Genomic DNA, 12,883 nt, shown 5'->3' with positions numbered 1-12,883 from the left:
GCGCCCCCCCCCCCCAACGCTGCGAAGCGCAAATCAGACGCCCAAAACAAAAACCGCCGCGCATCTCTCGAGCGCGGCGGTTTTGTTTTTCCAGTGGCACCAGACGACGCGTCAGTGTCCGCGGAACAGATTCATGATGTCCTGCTTTTCCTGTTCGCCGACCTGTTGGGGCGCGGCGGCCGCCGCGCTCGCCTCTGCGTCCAGCGTCGCCTGACTGACGCCGACCGTGGCGACGAAACCGTGCCCCGGTGTGAAGTCGGCGAAGTAAAGCTCCGAGCCGACTTCGGTCACATCGTCGGGGCGCGCCATCTTGTATTCCGGCACGCCTTTGAGCGCGCGTCCCATGTAATCGATCCACACCGGCAACGCGAGGCCGCCGCCGGTTTCCTTGTCGCCGAGGCTGCGCGGGTTGTCATAGCCGATCCACGCGATCGCCGTGAGCGTGTGCTGATAACCGGCGAACCATGCGTCGCGCGAATCGTTGGTCGTGCCCGTCTTGCCGGCCAGATCGGTCCGCTTGAGCACGTTGGTCTTCGCGCCCGTGCCGCGTTGGGCGACGCTCTGTAGCAGGCTGTTCATCACGTACGCGTTGCGCGGCTCGATCGCGTGCGGCGCGCTTTGCGCGGCCACCAGCGGCTGCGCGTGCGCCACCACGATGCCGCGCTGATCGGTGACTTCGGCGATCAGATACGGATTGACGCGGTAACCTCCGTTCGCGAACACCGAGAACGCGCCCGCCATCTGCAACGGTGTGACGAGACCCGCGCCGAGCGCCATCGGCAGATAGGCCGGGTGACGCTCCGCGTCGAAGCCGAAGCGCGTGATGTACTGCTGCGCGTACTTCGGGCCGATCTGGTTCAGGATGCGGATCGACACCAGGTTCTTCGACTTCTGCAGCGCGGTGCGCATGGTCATCGGACCATCGAAGCCGCCGCCGTAGTTCTTCGGCTCCCACGCCTGGCCGCCGGTTTCGGCGGCGCTGAAAAAGAGCGGCGCGTCGTTGATGATGGTGGCCGGCCCGAGCCCCTTTTCGAGCGACGCCGAATAGATGAACGGCTTGAAACTCGAACCCGGCTGACGCCAGGCCTGGGTCACGTGATTGAATTTGTTCTTGTTGAAATCGAAGCCGCCGACCAGCGCGCGAATCGCACCGTCCTGCGGGATCACTGAAACGAACGCGCCTTCCACTTGCGGTAGTTGCGTGATCGACCAGTCGCCGTCGTCGTTCTTCGCGAGGCGGATGATTGCGCCGGGCCGCACGCGTTGATTCGGCTGCGCGCGCGGCCCGAGCGCGAACTGCGCGAAGCGCAGGCCATCGCCCTCGATGGTCGCCACATTGCCGTCGATGAACGTGGCCTGCACCTGCTTCGGGCTCGCCGCGGTGACGACTGCCGCGATGATCTCGCCGTTGTCCGGATGTTCGAGCAGCGCGTCGTCGATCGCCTGTTCCCGGTCCCCGGCGTCGGCCGGCAAATTGATGAACGCCTCCGGACCCCGATAGCCGTGACGGCGTTCATAGTCCATCAGACCTTTGCGCAGCGCCCGGTAGGCGACGTCCTGATCGGCGGAATCGATCGTGGTCACGACATTCAGGCCGCGCGTATACGCTTCTTCGCGATACTGCGCGTACATCATCTGCCGTACCATTTCCGCGACGTACTCCGCGTGCACGATGAATTCCTTGCCTGCACCCTTGACGACGAGTGCCTGTTTGCTGGCATCGTCGTATTGTTCCTGAGTGATGTAGTGCAGTTCGTACATGCGCTGCAGGATGTATTCCTGACGCACCTTCGCACGCTTCGGATTGACCACCGGGTTATACGCGGACGGCGCCTTCGGCAGACCGGCGAGCATCGCCGACTCCGCCAGCGTCAGATCCTTCAGATCCTTGCCGAAGTACACGCGTGCCGCGCTGGCGAAACCATACGCGCGCTGGCCGAGATAGATCTGATTCATGTACACCTCGAGAATCTGATCTTTCGTCAGCTTCGACTCGATCTTGTACGCGAGCAGCATCTCGTAGATCTTGCGCGTATAGGTCTTCTCGCTCGACAGGAAGAAGTTGCGCGCCACCTGCATCGTGATCGTACTGGCGCCCTGGGTCGCGTGGCCGTTGGTCAGCGCGACGAAGCCGGCGCGCGCGATGCCGGTGAGGTCGACACCGCCGTGATCGTAGAAGCGCGCGTCTTCGATCGCGAGGATCGCCTTCTTCAGACTATCGGGCACGTCCTGGATGTGCACGATGTCGCGCCGCTCTTCACCGAATTCGCCGATCAGCACGTGGTCGGCCGTATAGATGCGCAGCGGCACTTTCGGGCGATAGTCGGTCAGCGCATCGAGCGAGGGCAGATTCGGCGTGGCGACGACGAGCGCATAGCCGAGTACCAGCAGCACGCACAGAATGCCCGCGACGATCAGGCCGAAAAAGCCGAGGATGAGCTTGAGCCATAGCGGGCGTTTGCGCTTCTGAGGCGTGGGCGGCGGGGACGTAGGAGACGTGGATTGCATATGTGCACCAAAAAACAGTCCCGCGATTATAGCCGCCTCGGTTTTTAGCTTTCGGCTCGCTTACGAGACGTGCTGTCAGGTCTGCGCGCAGGGCGCGGGAATGACTTCACTGTAGCTTCACTGTAGTCGCTTTGATCGCACGCAGGGCGCGTGCTGCGCAACGTTAGCCATTCGGCTGAGTGTCGCGCGGCGGCGCGTCTACGCACAATTCTCCCTCGTCACTCGCGTTCGAATGGTTCGTCGCGAGAGTCAGAGGGAGGGCGTGATGGGGTTCAGAAATTCGTGGCTTCAGGCCGTGCGATCAGGGCGTCAGCGTTTCGGCGCCGGGATCGACGTCGGTTCGCAAAACGTGCGTCTCGTCGTGGTGAGTCAGCGCTCGCGCGCACACGGCGCGCTATATCTCGAATATGTCAGCACCGTCGCGCTTGCCGCCGGTGCGATGGCCGGCACGGAGATCGCCGACCGCCAGGCGGTGGCGCGTGCGTTGCGCGACGCGTTCGCCGGTTTGCCGCGTGCGTGTGCGACGCACGCATTGCGGTGCGCGATGGCGGTGCCCGCATCGGCCACGTCGACCACCACGGTGCCGCTCGCGCGGCTCGCTGCGCAAAGCCATTGCGCGGACGACGGCGGCCATGCATTGGCCGCACTGGAGCCTGCGGTGATGGGCGAGGCGGAGCGCATCGCGGGAATCGAGCGGCATGCATTGGCGGTCGACTGGTCGGTCGATGAAACGCCGTCGCCGATTCGCTCGGTGAAGATCGCCGCCACCGCGCGCCAGCATCTCGAAGCGCGCATGGAGTGCGCGGCGACGGCCGGCATTTCGCTCTCCGCCGTCGATGGCGAGCCGCATGCGGCGCTGCGCGCAATGCGCTATGCGGCGAGCCGCGAACTCGATCCGCTCGAGCCGTATGTGGCGCTGTGGATTGGCACGGACGGCGTGTACGGCTGGCGCATCGTGGACGACTCCATCGCTGGCGAAATGCGTTATCCGGCGCCCGAGCATGCCGATCTCGCCGACGCGTTGCGCGATCTCGTGCATGGTCCCGTACTCGACTGCGCATTGGTGAGCGGCGAAGTCGATCTGCTCGACGGCGTGGGTTTCACGCTGGCCGATATCGCGGACGTGTTGGGCTGCACGGTGTTGCCGTTCGAATGCTCGGTGCTGGGTGGGCTCGTGCGGCCGCTGAGCGACGAGTTGCTGAATGAACCGGCGGGGGCTGTCGCGTTCGGGCTTGCATTGCGCGGGGTGATCGAATGATGCGCGGCCTTTTCTTTTCCGGCGCGGCTGGTTCGCGCGCAGCGGTTCCGTCGCGTGCCGCGCGTCTCACGCAGCCGTGGCTCGGCGGTTTCAACCTGCTGCCGTACCGGCAACGCGACGTGCGGCTCGCGCGGCGGCGTCGTGCGTGCGAATGGGGCGGCGCCGTGCTCGCGGGGTGTGCCGCTGTCCTCGCATTGGCCGGGTGGCAGGCCTTCGAGAAGACGCGTCTCGATGCACAGCGCGCGTCGATCGAGCACGCCCTGGCGGGATTGTCCGCGCCGCTCGCAGAGCACGCCACCTTGCTGCGCGAGCAAGACGAAATGCGCAAGCATGCGGCGCGTGCGACGAGCTTGTCCGAGCCGCTCGCGCATCTGCTCGATCTGCTCGAAGCGTTGAGTTTCGAACCTGGCGAAGGCGTGGTATTGCGGCAGTTGCGCCAGCGTGAGCACGAAACCGAGTTGCTGGCGACATCGCACGGACATCTCGCGTCGGCGGAGTGGCTCAAGCGCCTGAGTGCGATCCACGGCGTGAAGGGCGCGGAGATGAGCGACCTGCATCGCCCGACGGCGCGCGGCAACTCGCCCGCGGATGAAAGCGTGAGCGGCCCGGTCGAATTCGGCGCACGTCTGCGCTGGGACGAGCCGGCGCCGAAAGCCGCCCACGTTGCTGCCGCCGCGGCGGCGCGTCCTGCGAAGTCCGAACCGTCGGGAGGTGTGAAATGAGTACGATCTTTGTCGGGACGGGCGGCGTGGCCAACCCCCAATTCTCTGTTGCCCAGTTGACCAAACGGTTGCGGTTGCCGCTCGCTGCGTGGAGCCGGCGCCAGCGCTGGCTGGTCGCGTTGCTGATCGCCATGCTGGTGTTCGGGCTGGGCGCGCATGGCTGGATCGTCGCCGATCTCGGCGGTGTCGAGGCGAGCCGCACGGCATTGGCCGCGAGTGTTCAGCGTCTTGCGCACGCGCGCCGCTCGCTTGCGCAATTGCCCTCGTTGCGCCGCAAAGCCACGGCGAGCCCCGCCGTGTCGCCGGCTGCCTCGTGGAGTTCCGCGGACGACGTGCGCATCGTCTCGGAATTGGCTGCCGCGAATAACGTCGCTTTGTATGCGCTCGAGCCAGGTGCGGTCAGTGGCGATGGCATCGAACGCATGCGCCCTTTGCAGCTCACCGCGCGCACGGACTTTGTCCACCTGATGGCGTTTCTGCACGGACTGTCGGACTTGCCGGTGCTGATCGTTCCCGTCGATGTGACCGTCAAGCAGGACGCCGCGTCGTTGTCGGTGAGTGGGACGCTGCGCGTGTTCAGTGCGCTGCGGCCCGCTTCTTCGAATGACGCCGCGCACGCGTTCGACGACGTGAGCCTCGACGCGGACGACGACGAGGACATCGTGTTCTTCGACCCGTTCGTGCAACCGCAGGTGCGGGCAGCCGGCGAGTTGCCCGATATCTCGCAAATGCGTCTGGTCGGCGTGCTGCGCGATCGCACGCACGGCCTGGCCCTGCTCGATACGCCAGACGGCGCGACCACCGTCGCATCCGGGCAGCAGCTTGGCGCCGAGCGCGTGACGCGGCTCGACGCGCTCGGCATTACGCTCGCGAGAGGCGATACGACGCGCACGCTCGCACTCGCGGAGGCTTCATGACGAAAAGACTGACGAAGCCATGGCTTGCGACGTGTGCGCGCATCGGTGCTCGCGCATCTCCAGGTTTTCGCGCGCATAGTTGCGCTCGAACGTGCATCGGCCTTTACATCAGCGCGGCACTCGGTGCAGGCATCGCGCAGGCTTCGACGCCACCGCAACCACTGCTGCCGCCGTTGCCGGGTTTCATGCCGCTCGACGACGCGGTGGCGCCTGCCGATCCCGCGTACGGCGCAGCCCCGCTGCCGCGCGCCGTTTCCGGCGAAGTGCCGAATCCGTTTCGCGACAATCCGGCGGAGGACCCTATGGCAGCGCGAACGGCCGCGCCGTCAGCCAACTACAGCGCCAACATGGACGATTTCGCCGCTGCCGCCGAAGGCTCCGTGCCGCTGGGCGCAAAACAGTCGTCCGCTGCGCCTCACGACGATAGCGTCGACGCCGGCGCACTCGAAGGTCCGCCGGTGCCGCTGCCGCCGCGCGTGCGTCTGAGTAACGGACCCAGGAGCGCAGCCGACGCGCGCCTCGCCGCCGACGACAAACCGATCTCGCTGAATTTCCAGCGTGCCGAACTTGGCGCCGTGCTCAAAGCATTTGCCGAGTTCACGGGGATGAACATCGTCGCGAGCGAACGAGTGCGCGGCGCCGTCTCGCTGCGCCTCGACAAGGTGCCGTGGCGCACCGCGTTCGATACCTTGCTCGACGTCAACAACCTCGCGATGGAGCGGCACGGCAACGTGATCTGGGTCGCACCCGTCGCGGATCTGGCCGCGCGCGAGCGGCAGCGTTTCGAAGCGCACGCGCGGGCCGCCGATCTCGAACCGCTCGCGAGCCGCACCTTCGAGTTGCATTATGCGCACGCCGAGGACGTGCGGCGCCTGTTGACCGGCTCGGGTACGCAGCGCGTGCTGTCCAAACGCGGCGCCGTGACCGCCGATCCGCGCACCAATCTGCTGTTCGTGACCGATCTTGCGGGGCGCCTCGAACAGATCGCGGCGCTGCTCGTTGCCGTTGACCGGCCGACTCGCCAAGTGCTGATCGAAGCGCGCATCGTCGAGGGCGATCACGGCTTTTCGCGCAACCTCGGCGTGCGGCTCTCGCTGGCGGCCACGAGTACCGACGGGACGGCGAAAGGCTTGGGCGGCGGCACGGACGGCACCGTCTACGATCTGTCGGCCCGCCCGATTTCCGGCTTCGACGCCGCCAGCGCTGGGCTCACGTTGTTCGCAGCCGGCGCGACGCGGCTGCTGAATATCCAGTTGAGCGCGCTCGAAGCGGAGGGGCGCGGCAAAATCATCTCGAGCCCGCGGGTCGTCACCGCCGACCGGATGAAGGCGGTGGTCGAGCAGGGCACCGAGCTGCCGTATCAGGCCAAGGTGGGGCAGGGCGTGTCGGGCGTGCAGTTTCGCCGGGCCACGCTCAAACTGGAGGTCGAGCCGCAAATCATGCCGGACGGCCGGGTGGTGCTGGACCTCGATGTCGCCAAGGACAGCGTCGGCGAACAGACCGACGCCGGGCCCGCGATCAACACCAAACACGTGCAAACGCGCGTCGAAGTCGAGGATGGTGGTACGGTGTCGATCGGCGGAATTTACGCGTCCGATGACCGGGACGATATGACTCGGGTCCCTGTCCTGGGCAAAATACCCATTTTGGGCGCGCTTTTCCGCAATCGGGCACATCGCGACCAGCGTAGCGAACTGGCGGTATTCATCACGCCGAGCGTCGTTCCGATAAATTAGGGGCAGGCCGCCGCCGCTCGCCAGCGGCGGCGCGTAGGCTCGACAAGGCAGCCGCTTTGCCAGTAAGCTGCGGCACGAACCATACCGGATTAGCCAGAGGACACCGTTGCAAGCGCGGGACGCACACGCCAATGTTTTTTTTGTAGGTCTCATGGGGGCAGGGAAAACCACCGTGGGCCGGGCCATTGCGCGCCGTCTCGATCGCCCGTTCTTCGATTCCGACCATGAAATCGAGGCGCGCACGGGCGCGCGCATTCCGGTGATCTTCGAGATGGAAGGCGAAGCGGGCTTCCGCGAGCGCGAGGCGAGCGTGATTTCCGAGCTCACCGGGCGCGACAATATCGTGCTGGCGACGGGCGGCGGCGCGGTGCTACGGCCGGAAAACCGCGCGGCGCTCCAGAACAACGGCGTAGTGATCTATCTGCGGGCCAATCCTCACGACCTGTGGCTGCGCACGCGGCGCGACAAGAACCGCCCGCTGTTGCAGACCGAAGATCCCAAAGCGCGCCTCGAAGCGCTCTACGAAGTGCGCGACCCGCTCTACCGCGAATGCGCGCATTTCGTGATTGAAACCGGCCGGCCGTCGGTCAACGGACTCGTCAACATGGTTCTGATGCAGCTCGAGATGGCCGGCGTCGCCAAACATCCTGCGTCATAATGGACCGTATGATTACCGTCAACGTCGAACTGGGCGAGCGCGCCTACCCCATCCATATCGGTGCCGATCTGATCGGCCAGACCGCGCTGTTCGCGCCGCATATCGCCGGCAGTTCGGTCACCATTGTCACGAACACCACGGTCGACCCGCTCTACGGCGACACGCTGCGCGCCGCGCTCGCGCCGCTCGGCAAGCAGGTGTCGACGGTCGTCTTGCCGGACGGCGAGGCGCACAAGAACCTTGGCACCCTGAACCTCATCTTCGACGCGCTGCTCGGCTCGCGCGCCGATCGCAAGACCACGCTGATCGCTCTGGGCGGCGGCGTGATCGGCGACATGACGGGTTTTGCCGCGGCCTGCTATATGCGCGGCGTGCCGTTCATTCAGGTGCCGACTACGTTGCTGTCGCAGGTGGATTCGTCGGTGGGCGGCAAGACCGGCATCAATCACCCGCTCGGCAAGAACATGATCGGCGCGTTCTACCAGCCGCAGGCGGTGATCGCCGACATCGGCGCGCTGCGCACGCTGCCTGCGCGTGAACTGGCGGCGGGCGTCGCCGAAGTGATCAAGACCGGCGCGATCGCCGACGCTGATTTCTTCAACTGGATCGAAGCCAACATCGAGGCGTTGAATCGCTGCGAACCGGAGGCGTTGACGGAGGCGGTCAAGCGTTCGTGCGAGATCAAGGCGTCGGTGGTGGCCAAGGACGAGCGCGAAGGCGGACTGCGCGCGATCCTCAATTTCGGCCATACGTTCGGCCACGCGATCGAGGCTGGCCTCGGCTATGGCGAGTGGCTGCACGGCGAGGCCGTCGGCTGCGGGATGGCGATGGCGGCGGATCTGTCCGTGCGCATGGGCTATCTCGACGATGCTGCGCGCCGGCGCCTCGTCGACGTGATCGTAGCCGCGCATTTGCCGACCAAAGCGCCTGCGCTCGGCGAAACGCGCTATGTCGAACTGATGCAGGTCGACAAGAAGGCCGAAGCCGGCGCGATCAAATTCATTCTGCTGAAGCGTTTCGGTGAGACGCTGATCACCCAGGCGCCCGATGCCGAGGTGCACGCCACGCTGGCCGCCGCCGTCTAGACACGACGAGGCAATTCCCAGCTACGCATCACGCACCAGCGTCACGAGGCGCCGCCCCATGTTTCGGAGAACCCGGTGACTGACAGGCGCAGCGACGATGTACAGCATGACCCCGCGGCAGGCATGGCGGCGATCGCCGTGCCCACACAGGATGCACTCGAAGCGCACCTCGCGCCGTACGCAGCGCATTCCGCGCAATCGCGCGGCCGCCGTTATCCCGAAGCCGCGCCGAGCGCGCGCACCGAGTTCCAGCGCGACCGCGACCGCATCGTTCACTCGACGGCATTCCGCCGGCTCGAATACAAGACGCAGGTGTTCGTGAATCACGAGGGCGACCTGTTTCGCACGCGCCTCACCCATAGCCTGGAGGTCGCGCAGATCGCGCGCTCTGTGGCGCGCAATCTGCGCGTCAACGAAGACCTCGTCGAAGCCATTTCGCTTGCTCATGATCTCGGCCATACACCATTTGGCCATGCCGGCCAGGACGCGCTGAACGAATGTATGCGCGAGCACGGCGGCTTCGAGCACAACCTGCAAAGTCTCGCGGTGGTGGACGATCTGGAGGAGCACTACGGCGCGTTCAACGGCCTGAACCTGTGCTTCGAAACCCGCGAGGGCATCCTCAAGCATTGCTCGCGAGAAAACGCGCGGCGGCTCGGTGCGTTGGGCGAGCGCTTTCTCGAAGGACGCCAGCCGTCCATCGAAGCGCAGATCGCGAATGTCGCCGACGAGATCGCGTACAACAATCACGACGTCGACGACGGTTTGCGCTCAGGCCTCCTCACGGTCGAGCAGCTTGCCGAAGTGGAGTTGTGGCAGACGCATTTCGAGGCGTCGCGTCGCGATTTTCCGCAGATCGAAGGGCGCAGGCTGATTCACGAGACGGTGCGCCGGATCATCAACACGCTGATCGTCGACCTGATCGATACGACGCGGGAGAACATCGTCCGGCATGCGCCGGCCTCGCTCGACGCCGTGCGCGCCGCGCCCGCCCTCGTCGCGCACAGCGACGCGATTGCCGCCCAGGCTGCGGCGCTCAAGCGCTTCCTCTTCAAGAACCTGTATCGCCACTACCGCGTGATGCGCATGGCCAACAAGGCGCGCCGCGTGGTGGTCGGCCTGTTCGACGCGTTCACCGAAGACCCGCGGCTGTTGCCGCCGGCTTATCAGTCGGCGGACGTGACGCAGCAGCCGCGACTGATTGCCCATTACATCGCGGGAATGACGGATCGCTATGCGGTGAAGGAGTATCAGCGGCTGTTCGTGATCGACGACAACTAGCCAGCACCACGCGAACGCACGTCGGCGCCGAGCTCGGGCGCCGACGCAACCGCACATTCGCGATCGCAACTGATAGCCGTCAGTCAAAGCCGCCGGAATGATGGCGGCTCGACTCTTCACTCAGCGCAGCCTGCGAGTGCAACTCAGGCGTACACGGAAGTGCACCTTCGGCGTACCTCAGCGCAACCGCGACGCGAACAGCGCGCCCGCGATCAGCGCCACCCCACCGACGATGGCAATCGTCTGCCACGGATTTTCATGCACGTAATCGTCCGCGTCGGACATCGCGACTTCAGCGCGTTCACGCACGACTTCGCGGGTGTCGTTCAGGCGGGTGCGCGCGGCGTCCAGCTGTTTGCGCAGCTTGCCGCGCAATGCCACGGCGTCGGCATGGGTGCCGTCCGCCAGCGTGGATTCGAGTTCGGTCAACAGCGTGCGCAACTCGCCCGCGATGTCTTCGGCAGCATGGCGGCTATGGCGGGCGATGCGCCGTGCGCGGCGGCTCGTGCTGGTCCAGGATTCGCCGAGGGCGTCTCTCGTATTCGGAAGTGCTGTCATGGTCGCTCCGTCGATGAGGGTGAAAGAGTTCACGCGTTGTCACGATGACGCGCTAGCGCGTCACGACGCGGAAAACACCGTGAGAACGCAACTTCAGTGCCAAACCCGTAAAGCCCCTCAGGGCGTGGCGCGGATGAAGAATCCTCCGCAGATATTGCACGAGCCGGGCCGATTCCGGGTCAAATTTACAAATACTCACGCGTGCGTGCGGCACCGGCCTAGCCGTGCTGCGGATCGCCCCTTGCTGCGAGCGCAAATAGAAACGCCGTCATCGAATGGATGACGGCGTTGTCCAAGCCACGAAAATTCGACTACCCTACCTCTACGCCCCCAATTTCTCGAAGCGTTAGAAACGGTAACCAATGTTGACGTAGCTAACGATCGGGTTCAGCTTGATCTTGGTCTGCGACTGCACGTTCAGCGTGCCGACCGGCGTGTTCGCGGCGGTGTTCAGCTTGGCCGTGGTGCTGAGCGGCAGGTACGAGATCGAGACGCCCGCGAACCAGTGCTGGGTGAACGCGTACGTGAAACCGGCATTAAACACCGGCGCCCACGAACTATCCGTGGTGACGCTGGTCGGACCATGCAGAACGTTGGCTTCGAATGCGCTGTTGGTGATCTTTTCGTCCGTGAACCAGACGCGGCTCACACCGACGCCGAGATACGGACGGAACGCGGCGGTCGGAGCGTTGAAATAGTACTTGAACAGCAGAGTCGGGCTCCATTGTTTCGCCTGGCCCAGCTTGCCGAACTGTTGGAGGCTGCCCGTGCCGTTCAGATCGAACGTGGGCGGATAGCCCATGACGAGTTCGGTTGCGATGTGGTCGGTGACGAAGTAACCCGCAGTGAAGCCGATGGTGTCGGTTGAATTGAGTGATGCCCCGGTATTCGGTTCTGTGATGTTGGTCGGGCTGCCGCCAATGCTTGTCACTCTCAATGGGTCGCTGCTCGATTGAGGCGCAAGATGGAACCAGCCCGTCGTGACGTAAAAACTGCCGGCCGATTGTGCGTGCGCTGCCGTCGTCATGCAGACTAGCGCCGCCATCCCCGTTACGGCCTGTTTTAATTTCATATGTGCTCCTCCAAAAAAGGCCCGCTCATTATGACGAGAACGTTTGAAACAAACCATACGCGGCGGTTAGAGCTTTCTCCCTAAGCGCCGCGCGGTTTCTGGCTTAGCCGCGTCGCGCCGAACCTTGAGCGCATGCGGTTCTTCGGACCTTCGGGTATGTACCAACGCGACTATTGGATACTCCAGCATGGCACGGCTTGCACGTCTTTATGTCCCTGACCAGCCGCAGCACGTCATCCTTCGCGGGCTCGATCAGCAGCCCGCATTCGTCGACGACCAGGACTACGAGCTCTTCATCGACTGCCTGAAAGCGGCTTCTCGCGACCATCATCTTTCGATCCACGCGTACGCATTGATGCCGGGCGCCGTGCAACTGCTCGTCACGCCAACCGAAGAGTCGAGCTTGCCCAAGGCGATGCAGGCGGTGGGTCGTCGCTACGTCGCGCATTTCAATCGACGCTACGCACGCCGCGGCACGTTGTGGGAAGGCCGCTACCGGGCCACGGTGATCGAAGGCGAGCGTTACTTCCTGCTGGCGAGCCGTGTCGTGGAGATGTGTCCGGTGCGCGCCCAACTCGTCAACGCGCCGGAGGACTATCGCTGGTCGAGCTACCGTCATCACATTGGCCTCACGCTCGACAGCCTGATCACCGACCATCCGTTGTACTGGTCTTTGGGCAACACGCCGTTCGAGCGTCAGCGCGCATACCGCGAATTGTGTGAGCAACCGCTCGACGAACGCGAAGCCAGCCAACTTCAGCAAGCCACCCTGAAAGGCTGGGTTCTGGGCAGCGATACCTACCGGGAATGGGCGGCGCGGGCTGCAAACCGGCGCGTCTCGCCGCTGCCGCGCGGGCGGCCGCGCAAGGTCCGCGAGACGCCGCACACGCAATAAAGCGTTTCGCGTCAAAGATCTAAAGGGAAACGGCATCGCGCATGCCGTTTTCTTTTGCCCTGTTTTGATATGGCACCAATAAAAAACGAGCGCGATGCACCAATTTGATAATTGGGGTTCGATCGTCACGTTTTATTTGCTATTCCATTGATTCGTCGCGTATATTCCGAATTCCGGCGCTTTTTGACACGCG

At 64.5% G+C, this 12,883-nt stretch carries 11 protein-coding genes; 8 read left to right on the top strand and 3 right to left on the bottom strand.

The window, feature by feature from the left end; translation table 11 throughout:
* Positions 1 to 111: 111 nt before the first annotated feature.
* Positions 112 to 2,508, bottom strand: a complete 2,397-nt coding sequence (locus PQQ53_RS26540; protein ID WP_408327323.1) for a penicillin-binding protein 1A — start codon at positions 2,506 to 2,508, stop codon at positions 112 to 114.
* 265 nt (positions 2,509 to 2,773) lie between these two features.
* Here PQQ53_RS26540 and pilM point away from each other — a divergent pair, with 265 nt between their 5' ends.
* The 7 genes from pilM to PQQ53_RS26505 all read left to right on the top strand — a co-directional run bounded on the left by pilM (position 2,774) and on the right by PQQ53_RS26505 (position 10,165).
* A complete protein-coding gene (gene pilM, locus PQQ53_RS26535) occupies positions 2,774 to 3,766 on the top strand; it encodes a pilus assembly protein PilM (protein WP_408146405.1) in 993 nt (330 codons plus the stop codon).
* A complete protein-coding gene (locus PQQ53_RS26530) occupies positions 3,763 to 4,488 on the top strand; it encodes a PilN family protein (protein WP_408155301.1) in 726 nt (241 codons plus the stop codon). Before pilM ends, PQQ53_RS26530 begins: the two co-directional genes overlap by 4 nt.
* Positions 4,485 to 5,405 (top strand): hypothetical protein, encoded by a 921-nt coding sequence (locus PQQ53_RS26525; RefSeq protein WP_408327320.1) that lies wholly within the window; start codon positions 4,485 to 4,487, stop codon positions 5,403 to 5,405. The genes PQQ53_RS26530 and PQQ53_RS26525 overlap by 4 nt, the downstream gene beginning before the upstream one ends.
* Positions 5,402 to 7,141 carry a type IV pilus secretin PilQ gene (locus PQQ53_RS26520; protein WP_408327317.1) on the top strand — a complete coding sequence of 580 codons (1,740 nt, stop codon included), beginning with the start codon at positions 5,402 to 5,404 and terminating at the stop codon, positions 7,139 to 7,141. Before PQQ53_RS26525 ends, PQQ53_RS26520 begins: the two co-directional genes overlap by 4 nt.
* A 106-nt stretch (positions 7,142 to 7,247) precedes the next feature.
* Entirely contained in the window at positions 7,248 to 7,799 is a 552-nt protein-coding gene (locus tag PQQ53_RS26515; RefSeq protein ID WP_121315876.1) for a shikimate kinase, read from the top strand.
* The gene (aroB, locus tag PQQ53_RS26510; RefSeq protein WP_408146413.1) at positions 7,799 to 8,884 is read left to right on the top strand and encodes a 3-dehydroquinate synthase; all 1,086 of its coding nucleotides are present in this window, start codon (positions 7,799 to 7,801) and stop codon (positions 8,882 to 8,884) included. The genes PQQ53_RS26515 and aroB overlap by 1 nt, the downstream gene beginning before the upstream one ends.
* A 75-nt stretch (positions 8,885 to 8,959) precedes the next feature.
* Positions 8,960 to 10,165, top strand: a complete 1,206-nt coding sequence (locus PQQ53_RS26505; protein WP_408146415.1) for a deoxyguanosinetriphosphate triphosphohydrolase — start codon at positions 8,960 to 8,962, stop codon at positions 10,163 to 10,165.
* A gap of 177 nt (positions 10,166 to 10,342) precedes the next feature.
* Here the strand turns inward: PQQ53_RS26505 and PQQ53_RS26500 are convergent, their stop codons facing one another.
* The gene (locus PQQ53_RS26500; RefSeq protein ID WP_408146417.1) at positions 10,343 to 10,723 is read right to left on the bottom strand and encodes an ElaB/YgaM/YqjD family protein; all 381 of its coding nucleotides are present in this window, start codon (positions 10,721 to 10,723) and stop codon (positions 10,343 to 10,345) included.
* A gap of 346 nt (positions 10,724 to 11,069) precedes the next feature.
* Positions 11,070 to 11,795: an OmpW/AlkL family protein gene (locus PQQ53_RS26495; protein ID WP_408327314.1), complete on the bottom strand. Its 726-nt coding sequence runs from the start codon at positions 11,793 to 11,795 to the stop codon at positions 11,070 to 11,072.
* 187 nt (positions 11,796 to 11,982) lie between these two features.
* On the opposite strand from PQQ53_RS26495, the gene PQQ53_RS26490 reads away from it, so the two are divergent.
* The gene (locus PQQ53_RS26490; RefSeq protein WP_168663499.1) at positions 11,983 to 12,690 is read left to right on the top strand and encodes a transposase; all 708 of its coding nucleotides are present in this window, start codon (positions 11,983 to 11,985) and stop codon (positions 12,688 to 12,690) included.
* Positions 12,691 to 12,883: the final 193 nt, after the last annotated feature.

Origin of the sequence: Paraburkholderia strydomiana (assembly GCF_046030495.1) — a bacterium.
Lineage (GTDB): Bacteria > Pseudomonadota > Gammaproteobacteria > Burkholderiales > Burkholderiaceae > Paraburkholderia > Paraburkholderia strydomiana_A.
Note: the sequence above shows the minus strand (reverse complement) of the source record. Positions and strands in the feature narration are given on the sequence as shown.

Excerpts from the sequence above, each read along its gene's own strand:
- PQQ53_RS26540 (WP_408327323.1), bottom strand. The coding sequence starts at position 2,508 with ATGCAATCCACGTCTCCTACGTCCCCGCCGCCCACGCCTCAGAAGCGC.
- pilM (WP_408146405.1), top strand. The coding sequence starts at position 2,774 with ATGGGGTTCAGAAATTCGTGGCTTCAGGCCGTGCGATCAGGGCGTCAG.
- PQQ53_RS26530 (WP_408155301.1), top strand. The coding sequence starts at position 3,763 with ATGATGCGCGGCCTTTTCTTTTCCGGCGCGGCTGGTTCGCGCGCAGCG.
- PQQ53_RS26525 (WP_408327320.1), top strand. The coding sequence starts at position 4,485 with ATGAGTACGATCTTTGTCGGGACGGGCGGCGTGGCCAACCCCCAATTC.
- PQQ53_RS26520 (WP_408327317.1), top strand. The coding sequence starts at position 5,402 with ATGACGAAAAGACTGACGAAGCCATGGCTTGCGACGTGTGCGCGCATC.
- aroB (WP_408146413.1), top strand. The coding sequence starts at position 7,799 with ATGGACCGTATGATTACCGTCAACGTCGAACTGGGCGAGCGCGCCTAC.
- PQQ53_RS26500 (WP_408146417.1), bottom strand. The coding sequence starts at position 10,723 with ATGACAGCACTTCCGAATACGAGAGACGCCCTCGGCGAATCCTGGACC.
- PQQ53_RS26495 (WP_408327314.1), bottom strand. The coding sequence starts at position 11,795 with ATGAAATTAAAACAGGCCGTAACGGGGATGGCGGCGCTAGTCTGCATG.
- PQQ53_RS26490 (WP_168663499.1), top strand. The coding sequence starts at position 11,983 with ATGGCACGGCTTGCACGTCTTTATGTCCCTGACCAGCCGCAGCACGTC.